The sequence below is a fragment of the Mycobacterium sp. DL592 genome (assembly GCF_011694515.1).
GTDB lineage: Bacteria > Actinomycetota > Actinomycetes > Mycobacteriales > Mycobacteriaceae > Mycobacterium.
The window spans coordinates 1,198,845-1,217,206 of record NZ_CP050192.1 but is presented as its reverse complement, the minus strand read 5'-3'; the positions used below and the strand labels follow the sequence as shown (position 1 = coordinate 1,217,206).

15 protein-coding genes are annotated in these 18,362 nt (G+C 69.9%); 9 read left to right on the top strand and 6 right to left on the bottom strand.

What is annotated here, in order from left to right; genetic code table 11:
• Positions 1-20: 20 nt before the first annotated feature.
• Together HBE64_RS05960 and HBE64_RS05955 are read left to right on the top strand one after the other, a co-directional pair.
• Positions 21-3,407: a TM0106 family RecB-like putative nuclease gene (locus tag HBE64_RS05960; protein ID WP_167099028.1), complete on the top strand. Its 3,387-nt coding sequence runs from the start codon at positions 21-23 to the stop codon at positions 3,405-3,407.
• Positions 3,404-4,756, top strand: coding sequence for an FAD-binding oxidoreductase (locus tag HBE64_RS05955; protein WP_167099025.1), 1,353 nt, complete (start codon positions 3,404-3,406; stop codon positions 4,754-4,756). Before HBE64_RS05960 ends, HBE64_RS05955 begins: the two co-directional genes overlap by 4 nt.
• 51 nt (positions 4,757-4,807) lie before the next feature.
• On the opposite strand, the gene HBE64_RS05950 is transcribed toward HBE64_RS05955, so the two are convergent.
• Both HBE64_RS05950 and HBE64_RS05945 read right to left on the bottom strand, forming a co-directional pair.
• Positions 4,808-5,617: a thioesterase family protein gene (locus HBE64_RS05950; RefSeq protein ID WP_167099022.1), complete on the bottom strand. Its 810-nt coding sequence runs from the start codon at positions 5,615-5,617 to the stop codon at positions 4,808-4,810.
• Positions 5,618-5,619: 2 nt separating this feature from the next.
• On the bottom strand, positions 5,620-6,474 hold the full coding sequence (locus HBE64_RS05945; protein ID WP_167099019.1) for an SMP-30/gluconolactonase/LRE family protein: 855 nt from the start codon (positions 6,472-6,474) through the stop codon (positions 5,620-5,622).
• Positions 6,475-6,517: 43 nt separating this feature from the next.
• Here HBE64_RS05945 and HBE64_RS05940 point away from each other — a divergent pair, with 43 nt between their 5' ends.
• From HBE64_RS05940 to HBE64_RS05920, 5 genes are all read left to right on the top strand, one after another.
• Positions 6,518-7,501 carry a zinc-binding dehydrogenase gene (locus tag HBE64_RS05940; protein WP_243841511.1) on the top strand — a complete coding sequence of 328 codons (984 nt, stop codon included), beginning with the start codon at positions 6,518-6,520 and terminating at the stop codon, positions 7,499-7,501.
• The gene (locus HBE64_RS05935; RefSeq protein WP_167099013.1) at positions 7,498-8,253 is read left to right on the top strand and encodes an HpcH/HpaI aldolase/citrate lyase family protein; all 756 of its coding nucleotides are present in this window, start codon (positions 7,498-7,500) and stop codon (positions 8,251-8,253) included. The genes HBE64_RS05940 and HBE64_RS05935 overlap by 4 nt, the downstream gene beginning before the upstream one ends.
• Positions 8,250-8,954 (top strand): SDR family NAD(P)-dependent oxidoreductase, encoded by a 705-nt coding sequence (locus HBE64_RS05930; RefSeq protein ID WP_167099010.1) that lies wholly within the window; start codon positions 8,250-8,252, stop codon positions 8,952-8,954. Before HBE64_RS05935 ends, HBE64_RS05930 begins: the two co-directional genes overlap by 4 nt.
• Positions 8,936-9,895, top strand: coding sequence for an alpha/beta hydrolase (locus HBE64_RS05925; RefSeq protein ID WP_243841510.1), 960 nt, complete (start codon positions 8,936-8,938; stop codon positions 9,893-9,895). The genes HBE64_RS05930 and HBE64_RS05925 overlap by 19 nt, the downstream gene beginning before the upstream one ends.
• 62 nt (positions 9,896-9,957) lie before the next feature.
• Entirely contained in the window at positions 9,958-10,521 is a 564-nt protein-coding gene (locus HBE64_RS05920) for a hypothetical protein (RefSeq protein ID WP_243841509.1), read from the top strand.
• A 2-nt stretch (positions 10,522-10,523) separates the two neighbouring features.
• Here the strand turns inward: HBE64_RS05920 and HBE64_RS05915 are convergent, their stop codons facing one another.
• The 3 genes from HBE64_RS05915 to HBE64_RS05905 form a co-directional block, all read right to left on the bottom strand.
• A complete protein-coding gene (locus HBE64_RS05915; RefSeq protein WP_167099007.1) occupies positions 10,524-11,354 on the bottom strand; it encodes an NAD(P)-dependent oxidoreductase in 831 nt (276 codons plus the stop codon).
• A 91-nt stretch (positions 11,355-11,445) separates the two neighbouring features.
• Complete coding sequence (locus HBE64_RS05910) at positions 11,446-12,681, bottom strand: hypothetical protein (protein ID WP_243841508.1); 1,236 nt, start codon at positions 12,679-12,681, stop codon at positions 11,446-11,448.
• A 96-nt stretch (positions 12,682-12,777) separates the two neighbouring features.
• Positions 12,778-14,733 (bottom strand): MFS transporter, encoded by a 1,956-nt coding sequence (locus HBE64_RS05905; RefSeq protein ID WP_243841613.1) that lies wholly within the window; start codon positions 14,731-14,733, stop codon positions 12,778-12,780.
• Positions 14,734-14,977: 244 nt separating this feature from the next.
• On the opposite strand from HBE64_RS05905, the gene HBE64_RS05900 reads away from it, so the two are divergent.
• A complete protein-coding gene (locus HBE64_RS05900) occupies positions 14,978-16,081 on the top strand; it encodes a hypothetical protein (protein WP_167099001.1) in 1,104 nt (367 codons plus the stop codon).
• Here the strand turns inward: HBE64_RS05900 and HBE64_RS05895 are convergent.
• Positions 16,078-17,325 (bottom strand): multidrug effflux MFS transporter, encoded by a 1,248-nt coding sequence (locus HBE64_RS05895; protein WP_167108774.1) that lies wholly within the window; start codon positions 17,323-17,325, stop codon positions 16,078-16,080. The two genes, HBE64_RS05900 and HBE64_RS05895, sit on opposite strands and share 4 nt — an antisense overlap.
• A gap of 142 nt (positions 17,326-17,467) precedes the next feature.
• Between HBE64_RS05895 and HBE64_RS05890 the strand changes: the two genes are divergently transcribed.
• On the top strand, positions 17,468-18,223 hold the full coding sequence (locus HBE64_RS05890; protein ID WP_167098998.1) for a hypothetical protein: 756 nt from the start codon (positions 17,468-17,470) through the stop codon (positions 18,221-18,223).
• Positions 18,224-18,362 lie beyond the last annotated feature (139 nt).

The following is an 18,362-nucleotide window of genomic DNA, read 5'->3' as shown; positions in this document are numbered from 1 at the left end:
CCCCCGCCTAGAGTGGGGCTGTGTTCGTCATCGACGGCAGTGTCGTCTACAGCGCATCCGATCTCGCCGCGGCCGCAAGATGCGAGTATGCGCTGCTGCGCTCCTTCGACGCGAAACTCGGACGCGGCCCGAAGGTCTCGTCGGCCGACGAGCTGCTGGCCCGCACGGCCGCCCTCGGTGACGATCACGAACACCGCCATCTTCGCGAGTTGCGGGAGCGTGCCGACGTCGCCGTGATCGGTCGGCCCGCCTACTCGCTGGCCGGGCTGACCGCGGCCGCCGACGCCACCCGCCGCGCGGTCGAGCGCCGCGCGGCGGTCATCTATCAGGCGGCGATGTTCGACGGCCGATTCGTCGGGTTCGCCGACTTCCTGGTGCTCGACGGCGACCGCTACCGGCTGCGCGACACCAAGCTGGCCCGTTCGGTCAAGGTCGAGGCGCTGCTGCAGCTGGCCGCCTACGCCGAGACGCTGGCCGCCGACGGGGTTCCGGTGCACGACGAGGTGCAGCTGGTTCTCGGCGACCAGACGACCATGACCTACCGGGTCGACGAGCTTCTTCCGGTGTATCGCTCCCGGCGCGCCGAGCTGCAGGACCTGCTGGACCGCCATTACGCGGGCGGCGCGGCCGTCAGCTGGGAGGACGACACCATCCGGGCCTGTATGCGCTGCCCGGAATGCGAGGACAAGGTGCGCGCCCACGACGACCTGCTGCTGGTCGCGGGCATCCGGGTGAGCCAGCGGGCCCGCCTGATCGACGCCGGGATCACCACCATGACCGAGCTGGCCGCCCACGAGGGGCCGGTGCCGGATCTGCCCGCCCGCACCGTGCAGGCGCTGTGCAGTCAGGCCCGCCTGCAGATCGCACCCCGCGACGGTAAGCCGCCGTTCGAGGTCGTCGACGCTCAGCCGTTGATGCTGCTGCCCGACCACGACAAGGGCGATCTGTTCTTCGACTTCGAGGGCGATCCGCTGTGGACTGCCGATGGGCGCGACTGGGGCCTGGAGTACATGTTCGGTGTGCTCAGCGCCCAGGACGAGTTCCAGCCGTTGTGGGCGCATGACCGCGCCGCCGAACGCAAGGCCCTGCGCGACTTTCTGACCCTGGTACGCAAGCGGCGCAAGCGTTTTCCCAAGATGCACATCTACCACTACGCGGCCTACGAGAAGACCGCGCTGCTGCGGCTGGCCGGCCGGTACGGCGAGGGTGAGGACGAAGTCGACGAGCTGCTGCGCAACGGCGTGCTGGTCGATCTGTATCCCTTGGTGCGCAAGAGCATTCGGGTCGGCACCGGCAACTACAGCCTCAAGTCGCTGGAGCCGCTGTACATGGGTGCGCAGCTGCGCACCGGTGACGTCACCACCGCGACGGATTCGATCACGATGTATGCCCGCTACTGCGAGCTGCTCGCCGAGGACCGCGCCGACGAGGCCGCCAACGTGCTCAAGGAGATCGAGGACTACAACCACTACGACTGCCGGTCCACCCGGATGCTGCGAGACTGGTTGCTGCGGCGCGCATTCGAATCCGGTGTACCCCCGCTGGGGCCGCAGAGCGTGCGCGAGGGCGCACAGGTCGAGGTCCACGACGACGTCGCCAAGAAGCTGGCACGCTTCGTCGGTGACGATGTCTCGGCCCGCAGCCCCGAACAGCGGGCGGTCGCGATGATCGCCGCCGCCCGCGGCTACCACCGCCGCGAGGACAAGCCGTTCTGGTGGGGCCATTTCGACCGGTTGAACAGTCCCGTCGACGAATGGTCCGACACCACAGGTGTTTTCCTCGTCGACGAGCCTGAGATCGACACCGACTGGCACACGCCTCCGCGGGCCCGTAAGCCGCAGCGCCGCCTGCGGCTGACCGGGTCGATGGCCGCGGGTGAACTCAGCAGCGACATGTATGCGCTCTACGATCCGCCGACACCGGCGGGCCTGTCCGACGATCCGGAACGCCGCGCCTACGCTCCGGTGACCGTCCTGGAGTGCGACGACCCGGCCGCGCCCACCGAGGTGCTCGTCAGGGAACGAGAACCCAAGCACGGCGGCCCCTATGAGCGCCTCCCGTTCGCACTCACCCCGGGTGCGCCGTTTGCGACCAAGGCATTGCGCGAGTCGATCGACGCCACCGCCGCGCAGATCGCCGACGGCCTGCCCGTGCTGCCGCAGTCGGCGGTCGTCGACATCCTGCTGCGCCGCCCGCCCCGCACCGGTGGGGCGCTGCCGCGCACCGGCGACTGCGTCGCCGACATCACCGCCGCACTGCGGTCGCTGGACTGCTCCTACATCGCGGTGCACGGCCCGCCGGGCACCGGCAAGACCCACACCGCAGCCCGGGTGATCGCCGCCCTGGTCAACGACCAGCACTGGCGCGTCGGGGTCGTCGCACAGTCACATGCCGTGGTGGAGAACCTGTTTCGCGACATCATCGGCGCCGGCGTCGACCCGGCCGTCGTCGCCAAGAAGCACAGCGGTACCGGGCCGTGGACCGATATCGACGAGGCTGCCTACCCGGCGTTCATCGCCGACAACGCCGGTTGCGTGATCGGCGGTACGGCGTGGGATTTCGCCAACCGCAACCGGGTGCCGGCGGGAGCACTCGACCTGCTGGTGATCGAGGAGGCCGGCCAGTTCTGTCTGGCCAACACCATCGCCGTGGCCGCCTCGGCGACCAGCCTGCTGCTGCTCGGCGATCCACAGCAGCTGCCGCAGGTCAGCCAGGGCACCCATCCCGAGCCGGTCGACGCCTCGGCGCTGGGCTGGCTGGTCGACGGCAGGCACACGCTGCCCGAGAAGCTCGGCTACTTCCTGGACCGCTCGTACCGGATGCACCCGTCGGTGTGTGCCGCCGTGTCGCGGCTGAGCTACGACGGGCGGCTGCACTCGGTCGAGGAGACGACGGCCGCACGCCGACTCGACGGCATCGAGCCCGGCGTGCACGTGCTGTCCATCGACCACGACGGCAACTCGACCGACAGCCGCGAGGAGGCCGAGGCGATCGTCGCCGAGATCACCCGGCTGCTCGGCGCAGCGTGGACCGACGAGAGCGGCACCCGGCCACTGACCGCCGCCGACGTGCTGGTGGTCACCCCCTACAACGCGCAGGTGGTGCTGCTGCGCCACCTACTCGACCAGGCCGGGCTGGGCGATGTGCAGGCAGGCACCGTCGACAAGTTCCAGGGCCGGCAGGCCCCGCTGGTGTTCGTGTCGCTGGTGGCGTCGTCAATCGCCGATGTGCCGCGCGGAATCTCGTTCCTGCTCAACCGCAATCGGCTCAATGTCGCGGTGAGCCGGGCCAAGTACGCCGCGGTGATCGTCCGCTCGGCGATGCTGACCGAGTACCTGCCGTCGACACCGGCGGGATTGGTGGAGTTGGGGGCGTTCCTGGCGATGTGTGATAGACCCTCGCCATGAGCTCTACGCTGACACAGCGGCTGCAGGCCATCGTGGGCAGCGCGCAGGTCGTCACCGACACCGACGTGCTCGACGGCCGCAGCGTCGACTACACCGGGCGCTACCGGGGGCAGGCCAGCGCCCTGGTGCGGCCCGGCTCGGCCGACGAGGTGGCCGCGGTGTTGCGGGAATGCCGCGACGCCGGGGTGCCGGTGACCGTGCAGGGCGGTCGGACCTCCCTGGTGGCGGGCACCGTGCCCGAGCACGACGACGTACTGCTGTCCACGGAACGCCTGACCGAGATCGGCGAGGTCGACGTGACCGACCGCCGCGTCCGGGTGGGCTCCGGGGTGACGCTGGCCGGTGTGCAGCGCGCTGCCGCGGCGGCGGGCCTGCTGTTCGGGGTGGACCTCGCGGCCCGCGACTCGGCCACGGTGGGCGGGATGGCCTCGACGAATGCCGGCGGCCTGCGGACCGTGCGCTACGGGAACATGGGCGAACAGGTCATCGGCCTGGACGTCGCGCTACCGGACGGTTCGGTGGTGCACCGGCACAGCCAGGTGCGCGCCGACAACACCGGCTACGACCTGGCGGCGCTGTTCGTCGGCGCCGAGGGCACGCTGGGAGTCATCACCGCACTGGACCTTCGCCTGCATCCGGTTCCCGCACACCGGGTCACGGCGGTGTGCGGGTTCGCCGACCTTGAGGCATTGGTGGCCACCGGCCGGGCGCTGCGCGACACCGAGTCCGTCGCGGCGCTGGAGATGCTCGACGCGCAGGCGGCCGTACTGGCCGCCGAACACTTCGACGTGCCGGTGCCGGTCGAGGGCGACTGGCTGCTGCTGGTCGAACTGGCAGGCGAGATCGACCTGACCGAGCGGCTGGCCGACGCGCTCGAGGACGCCGATCTGGCCGACGAGCCCGCCGTCGGCATCGACGCGGGCTCCCAGCAGCGGCTGTGGCAGGTCCGCGAGTCGACGGCTGAGATCGTCGGTCTATTCGGGCCGCCGCTGAAATTCGATGTCTCGCTGCCACTTTCGGCCGTCCCGGCGTTCGCGGCCGACTCCGCGGCACTGGTCGCCGAGCTTGCCCCGCAGGCCATCCCGATCCTCTTCGGCCACATCGGCGAGGGCAACCTGCACCTCAACGTGCTGCGCTGCGACGCCGAGCAGGAGAGCCATCTCTACGCCGCGATGATGAAACTCATTGCCGCCCATGGCGGTAACGTCAGCTCGGAGCACGGCATCGGCAGCCGCAAACGGGCCTACCTCGGGATGTCGCGCGAACCTGCCGACATCGCCGCGATGCGCACCATCAAGGCCGCCTTCGACCCGACCGGGTATCTGAACCCGGCGGTGCTGTTCGACTGATCGGCGACAGTAACCTCACGGCGGTAAAACGCGGGTTCTGCCGCCGTGAGGTTACTGTCGAGGCCGCACCAGAACCGACTGCTGAATACTGCCGACAGCCCCGCTGTCATCGAACAAGGTGCCCACGGTGGTACCGACGCCGTCCGGGCCGTATCTGGTCTCCGAACGGATCCCGACCCACTCCCCGGCCGGCACCCGGTGCACGTGCACCGCGAGATCGGTATTGAGGAAGGTGTACTTGGTGATGTCGATCTTCGAGCCGATTCCGTTGGCGCAGTCGGCAATCGCGAACAGCCGCTGCATCGGCGACATCTCCTCACCGTGCACGAGATCCACCCGTGGCCGCAGCCACGACTCCCCCGGCCCGGGCGCGAGCGGCTTGGTCAGCCACAGCCATTCGGTGCTGTGCACGTAGTTCGGGTCGAACTTCTCGGCCAGGTTGCGGTTGACGCCCGCCTCCCGCGGCGCCAGCGGCAGCACCGGCGCGCTGAGCAGGTCCTCGGTGGGCACCGTCTGGAATCGCCAGCCGCTGGCCCGAGCGACCGGCCGGGGCACCCCGTCAGGGCCCTGCCCGAACATCACCGCGCTGACCAACTCGATCTGCTTGCCGCCCCGTTCGATCGCGGCGCTGACCCACAGATCACCGTCGGCAGGCACCCCGCCCAGCAGGTCGACCACCACCCGGCTCAGCCGGGTGTCGTCGCGCTGCGCGCAGTGCTCCATGGCCCGCACCAACAACGCCGACACCGGCCCGCCGTGCTGAATGTGCGACGACCACGTACTGCGGACCATGTCGGTGGCCCGGAACTTCTCCCCTCGCGGATCGGCGGGGTCGACGAGTTCGTAGTAGCTGTCGGTCATGCTCACCTTTCGATTGCGGGGAAGCCCGCCCCTGCGACCTCGACCCGGACGGTCTGAACGTGCGACGTCCGCGTTCCTGCCATCCGCGCCGGGTACGCGTCGGCACTCGACAACAGGAACAGCGTGCGGCGATCCGTTCCGCCGAGCATGCAGGCGATCGCGGCCCGCTCCCCGATGTCGATCCGGTCGGTGACGCTACCGCCGGCCACTACCCGCTGGAACTGGTGGGCGAGCGTCATCGACGTCCACACCCCGCCGTCGGCGTCCAGTGCGATCCCGTCCGGCGGACCGTCGAGTCCGTCGGCGAAGACCCGGCGCCCGGACAAGTCGCCGTAACCGTCGATGCCGAAACAGCTCAGCCGTCGGCCGGTCGACTCGGCCACGATCAGGGTGGCGCCATCGGGCGTGACCGCCATGCCGTTGGGGAAATCGAGGTCAGCGGCGACGACTCGCACCGAATCGTCCGGGTCGAGCCGAACGATCACGCCATGCTCGCGGGCTTGGGAGCCCACATAGGCCCGGCCGCGGCCGTCGACGACCATGTCACCGAGGCTCGCCGGCGTCGCCGCCGACAGGTCGGCCACCTCGGTGACCGTCTCCCCGTCGTAGCCCAGGATCACCCGGGCTTCGGCCGAGGCGATCAGCAGGGTTCCGTCAGGCCGGAACCCCAAGCCGGACGGGGCGTGACCGGGCAGCGCGACCGTGGTCACCGAGCCGTCGAAGCTGACGGTGTGCACCGCTTCGCCGAGCATGTCCGAGAACCACAGCAATCCCTCGAACCAGCGCGGACCCTCACCGAAGCAGAACCCTTCGGCCAGTAGGGTTGTCCGGACCGGTTCCGACTCGAGGACACTCATGGCGCGCCTTTACAAAACATCGCACGAGTGTCACGCTGCTGGCGTGCCATTGTCAACGTGGTGTTATCGCCTCGTCGCGCCGTACACCTTCGAGAAGGTCACCCTCCCCGCACCGGATCCCGACACGCTTCGCGACGGCCAGGTGCTGCTGAAGTTCCTGGCAGCCGGCGTCTGCGGCAGCGACCTGCCGGGCTTCAAAGGCGTCCAGGGCCGACTGCCCGGCGACACCGGAGCGCTGGCCGCCGAAATGGCCGGCTTCCCGATTCACGAGATCGCCGGCGAGGTGATCGCCTCCGCCCACCCGCGCCACCAGGTCGGTGACCTGGTGGTCGGCTGGGCCTCCGGCTTCGACGGTCTGATGGAGTACGTCGTGTCCGACGGCGACGGGCTGGCCCCCTACGACAGCGCCCTGTCCCCCGCCCACGCCGTCGGCCTGCAGCCACTGGCCTGCATCCTCTACGCCGTCGAACAACTCCCGTCGCTGGCCGGCAAGCATGTCGCCGTGATCGGGCAGGGCTCCATCGGGCTGCTGTTCTCCTACGTGGCCAAGGCGTTCGGCGCCGCACGGGTCACCGGTGTCGACCCGATCTACCGCGACGACATCGGCGCGAAGTTCGGCGTGGACACCGTGGTCCGGTCCACCAGCGACCGGTGGGTGACGCACCTGTCGCCCCACGACCGGCCCGACGTGGTCATCGAAGCGGTTGGCCATCAGGTCGCCACCCTGAACAACGCGGTGCAGGCCGCGGCGTTCGGCGGCACCGTGTTCTACTTCGGCGTGCCCGACGACGACAGCTACCCGATCAGCATGCGCACCATGCTGCGCAACAACCTGACCCTGAAATCGGGTGTCACGCTGGATCGTCGACGCGTGCTCGACGCCGCCGACGCGTTCGCCCGCGCGCACCCCGATCTGCTCGGCATGTACGTCACCCACACCTTCGGTGTCGACGAGGTCCAGGACGCCTTCGAATTCGCCTGCCGCCCAACGCCAGGACGGGTCAAGATCGCGATCGTGGACTCATGACCGGCAGCAGGCTGCAGCACGCGCTGGCCGCCAAGGCGCAGGTGTGGGGCGGCTGGATCACCGGGCCCTCGTTTCTCGGGCCGAGCGAATTCGCCGGCGCCGGTTATGACTACATCGGATTCGATCTGCAGCACGGCTATCTCGACGACGCCGACGTGGCGGTGATGCTGCGCCGCATCGAGCACGTGCCGATCGCCACGGCCGTCCGGCTGCCCTCGGCCGACCCCGCACCGATCGGCCGGGTGCTCGACGCCGGGGCCGACGCGATCATCGTCGCGATGGTCGACACCCCGCAGCAGGCCGCCGACGCGGTCGCGGCCACCCGCTACGCCCCCGCCGGGGTGCGCAGCTACGGGCCGCTGCGGGCCGACATCGGCCGCGACCCAGCCGCCCTGCAGGATCGGGTCAGTGTGTTCGCGATGATCGAGACCACCCGCGGCCTCGACGCCGTCGCCGAGATCTGCTCGGTGCCCGGCCTTTCCGGCGTCTACGTCGGACCCGCCGACCTGGCCATCTCGTTGGGCGTCGGCGTGGCGGGCGCCACCGCGAACCCGGCAGTGCGCGATGCGATGGCCCGGGTACAGCAGGCAGCGCTCACCGCGAACGTCGTGGCGGGTGTGCACGCCGGAGATGGGAAGACCGGAAAGGAACTGGCCGCGTTGGGCTTTCAGATGATCACTCTTGCCGCCGAATCACAGGCGCTCCGGCGGGGAGCCGCCGCCCATCTCGACGACGCCGCGGGGCCACGGTGAGCCGGGTAGCGCTGGTCACCGGAGCGGCCCGGGGGCAGGGCGCGGCGATCGTCACCCGGCTGCGGGCCGACGGGTTCCTGGTGGCCGCCGCCGACCGCCTCGAGGTCACCGCCGAGGACCCCGACGTACTGGCCGTCGAGCTGGACGTGACCTCCGAACAGCAGTGGGCTGCCGCAGTCGCCGGGGTGGTCGAGCGTTTCGGCGGGCTCGACGTCCTGGTCAACAATGCCGGTGCGCTGCACCGCGCCCCGCTGGGCGAGGAGACCGCGCAGGGTTTCGAACGTGCCTGGCGGATCAACACTTTGGGGCCTTTCCTGGGCATCACCGCATGCCTTGACCACCTGCGCCGCGCCGAGGGTGCGGCTGTGGTCAACACCTGCAGCACCGGTGCCATCCGGCCGTTCCCGTTCCACGCCGCCTACGGGTCGTCGAAATGGGCGCTTCGCGGCCTGACCCAGATCGCCGCCGCGGAACTGGCCCGCGACGGTATCCGGGTCAACTCGGTGTTCCCCGGCCCGATCGAGACGCCGATGCTCGACGAGACCGCCCGCGACCGCCTGGCCGCCCGCGCCTACAGCGGCCGGCTGGGAAAACCGGCCGAGGTCGCCGACGCGGTGGCGTTCCTGGTCTCCGACGCGGCGTCGTTCATCACCGGATCCGAACTCGTCGTCGACGGTGGTCAGTGCCTGCAGATCGGCTGACCTCACACGCCGACCCCGAGATCGTCCGCAGGCTCGATCCCGCACTGCACCCGTTCGCCGCCGCCCGCACCGACTTGTCGTTGGACACCCTTGCCGCCGTGCGGGATTCACTGAACCAGCGCCGACGTGAGTCGGTCGCAGCCGTCGGCACCGTCGGTGTGCAGATCGCCGAGGCCACCGTTGAGCGCGAGGGCGCGCCGCCGGTCACCGTGCGCATCTACCGCGGCGCGCCGGCACCGTCCCCGGCGGTGATCTATTGCCACTCGGGCGCGTTCGTCCTCGGCAACCTCGACACCGACCACCGCCAGTGCGTCGAGCTCGCCCGCCGCAGCGGCTGCACGGTGCTGTCGGTGGACTACCGCCTGGCCCCCGAGCACCCGTTTCCGGCCGCCCTCGACGATGCCATGGCGGTCCTGCACTGGGCATGGACCCAGGCGGCCGGGCTGGGCCTGGACCGCGACCGGCTGGCCGTCGCGGGAAGCAGCGCAGGCGGGGCACTGGCCGCGGGGCTGGCGCAGCGCGCCGCCGAGCACGTCGTACCGATCGTCGGCGCCGTGTTGCATCAGCCGGTGCTCGACGACCGGCCCACCCCCGCCAAGGCGGAGTTCTGCACCACCCCCGGCTTCGACGGACCCGCCGCCACACTGATGTGGCGGCACTACCTCGGCGACCACCCACCGACCGGCGCAGCAGTGCCGGCGCGTAACCCCCGATTGAGCGGCGCACCAAGCACATTCATCACCTGCTCCGAGCTCGACCCGCTGCGCGACGAAGCACTGGACTACGCCCGCGAGCTGATGCGCGCCGGCGTCCGCACCGATGTGCACCTCTTCGGCGCGACCTGCCACGGATTCGACTCCCTGTGCCCGCAATGGTCGGTCACCGAGGAGCTCTTCGACATGCAAGCCGCGGCCCTGCGGCGCTTCTTTGCGCTATCCTGACCTTTACAGAATGGCGCTGAAGTGTCACGCTGTTGGCGTGTGCGCCGATCGATGGAGGGTCCATGAGAGCTGACGTGTTCGGCATCGACGAGGGCGTCGCGACCCGCGGCCAGCGGGCACCCCGATGCGCCCGCTACGAACTCGATGTCCTAGGCACCGATGTCGCCGATGTCGTGACAGGCGCAGGCGGCTGGCTGTTCGACCGGGTGATGGCGGGCTGGGAGGTCACCGTCGCGGTGCCCGACGGTGTGGACGCGGCTCCGCTGCGGATTCTGGGCGTGCGGACCGCGGCAGCGGAGTCGCTGTGCGGCGACAGGCCGCCAAGTCGAGCGCTCGCCGTGTCGGGGCCGCTGTGCGATGCCGACGACGGTGTCCGCGAGGCGGTGGGGGCCGCGCTACGGTCGTCGCGCAGCGAGGTCACCCTTTGGGGTGCACCCTGGGTTCCCGCCCTGGGCAGCCGCGGGGCGGCGGTTCGCCACGAATTGAGCTCGGCGGCAAGAATGTTCAAGGCACAGGCCTTATCCGCAGCCGGCGCCGGCGCCACCGTCGTGGCCCCGTTCGAGACGTTCTTCAGTCACGGCCGGCCGGTGCGCACCGACTACCCCGACCTGCTGCCGGTCAGCTGAACTTAGCGGTCGACGAAGATATCGACGATCGGGTTGTCCCCGCCGCCATAGGCCGACAGATCCTCGATACCCGCAGCGCGCAGCACATCGGAGTCGATCAGGCAGGCGCCGTTGACCTCCGCACCCGGCGAGGTCAGGATCTCGACGGCGGCGTCGGCCATGATCTGCGGGCTGCGCGACGACGCCATCGCCTTCTCGAAGTCGGGCGAGTTGGCCACCGCCGAGGTGGCGATGTAGGTCTCCGGCCACAGGCAGCTGAATCCGATTCCGGTGCCGGCATATTCGGCGGCCCAGCCCATCGACAGCAGCGTCATGCCGTACTTCGACAGCGTGTAGGCCGGGTGGGCGCCAAGCCAGTGCGGGTTGAGGTTCAGCGGCGGCGCGATGGTGACCACATGTGCGTTCGGCGATCTGCGCAGGTGCGGCAGGCAGGCCTTGGTCAGCAGGAACGTGCCGCGGATGTTGATCTGCTGCATCAGGTCGAACTTCTTGGCTGACAGCGACTCTGAGGGGTCGGTGGCGATGGCGCTGGCGTTGTTGATGCAGATGTCAACCCCTCCGAAGTGCTCGACCGCCGCCTCGACAGCACGCGTGACATCGTCCTCGCTGCGCACATCGCCCACGACTGCAACGGCTTTCCCGCCGGCAGCCTCGATCTCGGCTGCGGCGGTGTACACCGTCCCGGGCAGCTTTGGGTGCGGCTCGGCCGTCTTGGCGAGCAGCACGACGTTGGCGCCGTGGCGGGCCGCGCCCTGCGCGATCGCCAAGCCAATACCGCGGCTGCCGCCCGATACCACCAGAGTACGGTCGGTCAACGCGCGTTTCTGGCCCATCGTTCTCCTCGCTGGAAACGTTGTTCTCTTTTCTGGCGAGCATAATCCTTGCCCGGGAAGAACGAGCACGCGGGTGCCGGCCCGCACATGCTCAGGAATCCGCACTCCGGTAGAGCATCGACTGGCTGACCGATCCCCCGTTGACCGGTGGGCCGAGCAGAACGGTCGACGTGTTCGTCGCCGGGTCGAAGCTCACCAGCGACGTGGTTCCGCGGCAGTTCTTCTGATCGCGCAGGACCAGGCGGCCGTTGGTCGCGCCGGTCACGACCGCGCCGGCGGCCACGTCGGGAACCTGCACGCGGGTGGTGTGTCCGTCGGAGGTCAGCCGGGAGAGGAAGCGATCGCAGCCCGCGCCCAGCGACTGCAGGAACACACCGCTCGGCAGCTTCCAGGCGTCCACGTCGCCGAGATCGCCCTTGAAGGCCGGGTCGTCGCCCTGCCCGGAGTTGACCGCGGTGAGCGCGGTTGGTGCACCGCCGTCCAGGGGCACCTCCCACAACTGGTTGGCCGAACCCTTCTCAGCGACGCACTGGGCCAGAAGTGTCTGCGGCGTCCACCATTTCACCGGCTTGCACACGGCTTCGGGCATCGGGGCCGCCAGCCGCCGGATCACCGTGCCGTCGTTACCCAGCACGACGAGGCTGTTGTCGGTCCTGGGCACGAGCTCGTTTCCGAGGTTCGCCGTGCCAAGGACGAGTTGCGTGCCGTCGGGCGACGCCGCGTATTCGCCACTGAACGGCCCCGCCCCACCGAGATCCTCGGTCGGGTACGCCAGCTGCGGATTGCCCTGCAGGTCAATCCTTTTCAGGGTGCCCGGCTTCTTGCCGTTGAACTCCGTCGACACCAGCAGCGCCAAACCGTCCGGACGGGTGTAGCGCGGGTAACCGGACAGCGCGACGGCGCTCTGCGCACCGGTGCGCAGGTCCACCGAGATCGCCGACGACGGCGTGACCGCCGCCGGGGCGAAGAGCGCGTGACTGCCGTCGCCGGACCAGTCGACAAGCTCGACGTCGGTGCCCCGTTCCAAGGTGGTGATCGCGTAGCGGTCTGCCGCCGGATCCACCAAATACAATGTCGCACCGGCATTCTGCTCCGGACTCCACTGCGCCAGCGTCCAGCCCGGCCCGACCTGCGGCCACGGCACGTCCGTGAGCGAACCGTCGGCGCCGGGGCCGGTCGCCGTGGCGGCCGTGGGGGTCGGGGCGGCGACCGTCGACGGCGTGCCCGGTGACGTCTCGGCGGTGGGGCGGCCGCCCGACGCGCAGCCGGCCATACCGGCCGTCGCGAGCACCGCGACACCGACTCGGAGATTGTCAAAGTGGTTCATGCTGGCGCTCTTTTCGATCCTCGGGCGTGCACCCGTGCGACCAGCAGTCAGGCTAGCGGCACGCAGGCGCACGCAACCGGGAAATTGACAGACGCGTCAGTCGCGCAGGGAGTGGCGCCCGTAGGACTCGGCGTCGCCGGAGTCTTCGCGGAAATGCCGTGCGCGGGGCGCTTCACCGGCGTCCCTGAGGCGATGCCGCGACAGCGGCTCCGGTTCTGAGTTCGCAGCGGCCTCCGGCACCGTCCACAGCGGGAAGTCCTCGGCGATCGTCGCCGGCTCGTCATCGTCGGCGAACACCTCGGCGAAGGTCGGGCGCACGCTGTCCAGCGGCGCGAAGTGGTCCTCGTCAACATGAAAGCCATTGTGGGCGAAGCCGATCGGCTCGACGACCGGCACGTGCAGCGGCTCGACCGGACGTCGCCACACGATCTGCTCGGTCTCGTCGTCGACCACCTCGGGCACGTCGGTGAAGATCGGTTCCCGGTCGACCTCGTACTCGATGTAGTCGTCATCGTCGTAGTAGGCCGGGATCCGGTCGGTCACCTCGTCGGCACCCGAGCGGCTCGGGCCGGCGATCCGCCGGGGCGCCCCACCGAGCATGAACAGGGCCGCGATGATCCCGAACAGCGCCACGAACGCCGGCAGCAGAGTCGACTGCGACAGCGCCGCCGCGAACGGCTCGTGCAGGAACGACGGCAGCTTGAGCACCGCCAGCTCGCCCGGCGGGGCACCGGCGGGAGCCGCAGGCAACTCGTCGTTGATCCGGGCCGCCATCAGTGCGGCCATCCCCGCGCTGCCCAGCACCGAGCCGACCTGCCTCGTCGCGTTGTAGACCCCGGAGCCCGCGCCGGCCAGCCGCGGCGGCAGGTTACGGGTCGCGGTGGTGGCCAGCGGCGCCCAGATGAACGCCATACCCACCCCCATCGCGGCCAGCGGCAACACCAGCCGCCAGATCGGGGTCGACGGCGTCATCTCGATCGACAGCCAGGTCAACGCGATCGCCACCACCGAGAACCCGAACCCGATGATCGGACGCGGATGGGTGTTGTCCACGATGCGGCCGACAAGGGGCGCCAGCACACCGCTGGTCACCGCCATCGGCGCGACCAGCAGCGCCGAGCGGGTGGGCGTCAGCCCGCACACCACCTGGGCGTAGAACATCACCGGCAGCACCATCGCGGTGACCACGAAACCGATAACGGCCACACCGAGGTTCGACAGGCTGAAGTCGCGGTCGGCGAAGATCTCCAGCGGTATCAGCGGATCGTTGCGGTTGATCGACTGCCAGTAGACGAACGCGGCGAAGAAGCCGATTCCCGCCACGATGACCGCCCAGATCCAGGCCGCCCAGTGGTGGCTCTGGCCCTCCTGAAGGCCGAACACCACCAGGAACATCCCGAGCCCGGACAGTGCCACCCCGAGCAGGTCGAAGTGCTGTTTGTTGGTCGGCAACGTGGGCACCAGCCACACCGCCAGGGCCAGTCCGATCAGGCCGACCGGCACGTTGACGAAGAAGATCCACTCCCAGCCGAGGTGGTCGACGATCACCCCGCCGGCCAGCGGGCCGACCAGGGTGGCCACCCCTGCGGTGGCACCCCAGACGCTCATCGCCACGCCGCGGCGCTGCGCCGGGAAGATGCGGGTGATGGTCGACAACGTCTGCGGCGTCAACAACGCCGCACCCAGACCTTGAACCGCGCGTGCGGTGATCAGCGTGTCGATCGACCCGGACAGGCCGCACCACAGCGACGACACCGTGAACAGGGCCAGACCGACCAGATAGAGGTTCTTCGGTCCGTAGCGGTCACCGAGTCGTCCGGCCAGCAGCAGCGGCACCGCGTAGGCCAGCAGGTAGGAGCTGGTCACCCAGATGACGGTGTCGTAGTCGGTGATCTCCAGCGCGTCCATGATGCTGGGGTTCGCGACCGCCACGATCGTCGAGTCGACCAGGATCATGAAGAAGCCGACCATCATGGCCCACAGCGCGTTCCACGGATTGACCGGTGCACCGGGCGGGTCGGCCAAGTCCACGTCCGGCTGGCGGCCGGCCATGCTCCTGGTCATCTCCACACCTCGTTTCGGCTGCGCGCGACGGATCGAGCCATTGGCTGACGTCATCGTCGTTGCAGGGTCTCTTCGCCAGAAAACCAACTGCGATGCCCGATCGAGACTATCGACCGCCGCTGTGGCTACGCCACGGCGGTACTCGCGCGTAGGTTGGAGAAGGACAGCTGTCGGGGGATCTGGTCCCCGTGGAGAACCGACACAGGACCGCCAAAACAGCTGAGGAGACACCATGCTTTCGGAACGCTTTCGCCCGCTCGTGGATGCGAAAGGCCCTTTCGTATCGCTCTATTTCGACGACTCGCATGACACCCGGGACGCCGCAGCCCAACTCGACGCGCGGCTGCGCGATGTGCGTAAGCATCTCGAGGAGCACTCCGTCGACACGTCGGTGATCGAGGCCATTGACGCCGCGGTGCGCGGTGCACACCCGCCGGTTGGCCGCAGCGGCCGCGCCGTGATCGCCGCGGGCGGTGCGATCGTCACCGACGAGCATCTGATCCGGCCGCCGACCGCCACGATCCTGCGGGTGTCGGAACTGCCCTATCTGGTCCCGATCGTCGAGCACGGCCTGCTGCACACGAACTATCTGGTGGTCTCCGTCGACCACATCGGTGCCGACATCACCGTGCACAGCGCGGGCCGGGTGAGCAACGAGACCGTGCACGGCGACGGCCACCCGGTGCACAAGGCCAAGTCGGCCGAGCACGAATTCGGCGGCGCACAGCCGCGGGTCGACGAGGCCGTCCGCAACAACATCCGCGCCGTCGCCGACCGCGTCACGCACCTGTTCGACGACACCGACGCCGAGCTGGTGTTCATCGAGGGTGAGGCCGGCGCGCGCGCCGAGCTGGCCTCGGCCCTGCCCGAGCGGGCCGCTGACAAGGTGGTGCAGCTGCAGGGCGGGGGCCGCGCCGCCGGCACCGACCAGGCCGAGGTGCACCACGAGATCGGTCAGGAGTTCCTCAAGCGACGGCTGGCCACCATCGACGACGCCGCCCAGCGCTTCGCGGCCGGCCAAGGTACCGGGCTGGCCGTGGCGGGTCTGGCCGACGTGACGGCCGCACTGCGCGACGGCGCCGTGGAGACCTTGATCATCGGCGAGATCGGCGACGCCACCGTAGTCGCCGACACCGATCTGGCGATGGTGGCACCGGACGCCGACACGCTGTCGGGCCTCGGCGGTGCACCCGAGCGCACCCTGCGCGCCGACGAGGCACTGCCGCTGCTGGCGGTGGCGACCGGCGCGGCGCTGGTGCGCGTCGACGAGCGGCTGGACCCGGCCGACGGGGTGGCCGCCGTGCTGCGCTACGCCGAGAACAGCTCGGCGGGCTAAGCCTCGGCCCGCGCGGGGCCGCCGCCGGCGACGAGCAGCGCCAGCAGGGCGATCGACACACCGGCGGTCATCACCACCGCCAGCGCGATCTCGTCGTTGCCCAGCAGACCGACCACCGGCGCGATCACCGCGCCCACGCCGAACTGCGCGGCACCCAGCAGCGCGGCGGCGGTGCCCGCGGCATCGGGGTGGCGGGACAGCGCCACGGCAGGGGCGTTGGGGATGACGAAGCCGAGCATGCCCAGCACGGTCCACACCGGCACCACGAACCCGGCCAGGCCGCCGGTGTGGGTGGCCGCCAGGGCGATGAACACACCCCCGGCCAGCGCGGCGGCCACCAGCGCGGTGACCATGATGCGCTGCGGGGTGAAGCGGCGCAGCAGCACCACGTTGAACTGCGTGGCGCCGATGAGCGCGATCGCGCCCGCACCGAAGATCAGCGCGAAGCTCTGCTGATCGAGGCCGTGCCGACCCAGCAGCACGAAGGGCGCCGCCGAGATGTAGGCGAACAGACCGGACATACCGAGCGCCCCGACCAGAACCAGGATCACGAACCGCAGATCGCGGAACAGCTCGGCGTAGGTGGCCAGGATCGAGCGCAGCGCCAGGGGGCGACGGTGTGACGGCGGGAGCGTCTCGGGCAGCGCCAGCACCGCCATCGCGAGCAGTCCCCCGGCCAACACGATCAGCGCCGCGAACACCCAATGCCAGCTGGCGTGCAGGAGCACCGCGGCACCGAGAGACGGGGCCAGCACGGGGGCCACCCCGAGCACCAGCATCAGCCGGGACATGACGGTGGCCGCCACCGAGTCGGTGAACAGATCGCCCACCACCGCCACGGCAACCACCATCGCCGCGGCCGCACCCATGCCCTGCAGCCCGCGGGCGATACCGAGCACCGCCATGTTCGGGGCCAGCAGGCACATCAGGGAGGCCAGCATGTGCACGACGATTCCGGCGATCAGCGGCCGGCGCCTGCCCAGTGAGTCCGACAGCGGGCCGACGATGAGCTGCCCGAGCGCCAGGCCGGCCAGCGTGCCCGTCAGCGTCAGCTGCGCCACCGACGACGACACCCCGAGTTCCTGGGCGATCCGCGGCAAGGCGGGCAGGTACATGTCGATGGTCAGCGGTCCCAGTGCCACCAGCGCACCCAGGATCACGATCATCCGGGTCCGGCTCGGCACCGCCGGAGATGCGGCGGCGGGCGACTTGCGCGTCGTGGTCACTGTCCGGGATGTTGCCATGCTCATCGACAGCGCCGCCTTCTGAGTATTTGTTCCTCCTGCACCGATCCACCCCCGTGGTGACGGGGATCACTGCAGGGCACGTTTCGGGCGTCCTCGTTCGTTAGCCTGGAGGTCACGCCACAACGAGGAAGGCACCCGCATGAAACTCCGCCGACGGGGCACGTCACCGGAGAACCTGCCGGCCACGATCGACGACGATCCGGCGATGTCAGCTCGGGTGCTGTCCCAGATCCTCGAGCGCGGTACCCGGGCGCAGGCGCCTGCGGTCAAGGCGTACGTCGCGCGGCTTCGCCGACTCAATCCCGCGGCCACCCCCGCCGAGATCGTCACCAAGCTGGAGAAGCGCTACCTGGCCGGGGTGATGGCCAGCGGCGCCGCGGTCGGCTCAGCCGCCGCGTTCCCGGGGATCGGAACGCTGGCAGCCCTGTCGGCGGTGGCCGGCGAGACGCTGGTGTTCCTGGAGGCCACGGCGGTCTTCGTGCTGGCCGTCGCCGAGGTGCACGGCATCCCGCTCGAGGAGCGGGAGCGGCGCCAGGCGCTGGTGCTGGCCGTCCTCGTCGGCGAGGACAGCAAGGGCGCGATCGCCGAGCTGGTCGGCCCGGGCCGGACCAACGGCGCGTGGCTGGCCGAGGGCGCCGAGATGCTGCCGCTGCCGCTGGTGTCGCAGCTCAATACCCGTCTGATGCGCTATTTCGTCAAGCGCTTCACCATCAAGCGCAGCGCGATGGCACTGGGCAAGATGCTTCCGGTCGGCATCGGCGCCGCGGTGGGCGGCGGCGGGAACCGGCTGATGGGCAAGAAGATCGTCGGCAACGCCCGCATCGCGTTCGGGCCGGCCCCGGCGCGCTGGCCGGTGACCCTGCATCTGCTGCCCGCGGTGGCCGACGAAAGGTAGCCGGCAGGTAACCGTTCGCCGACGAAGTCGCACCGGTTGCCGCGCCGCCTTCGGGCATGACCCTGACGTGCTTCGGGAACACCGAAGACGCGTTAGCCTTTTAGGCGACGTTGAGTCGGGCACACCAGTGGGGCGAACC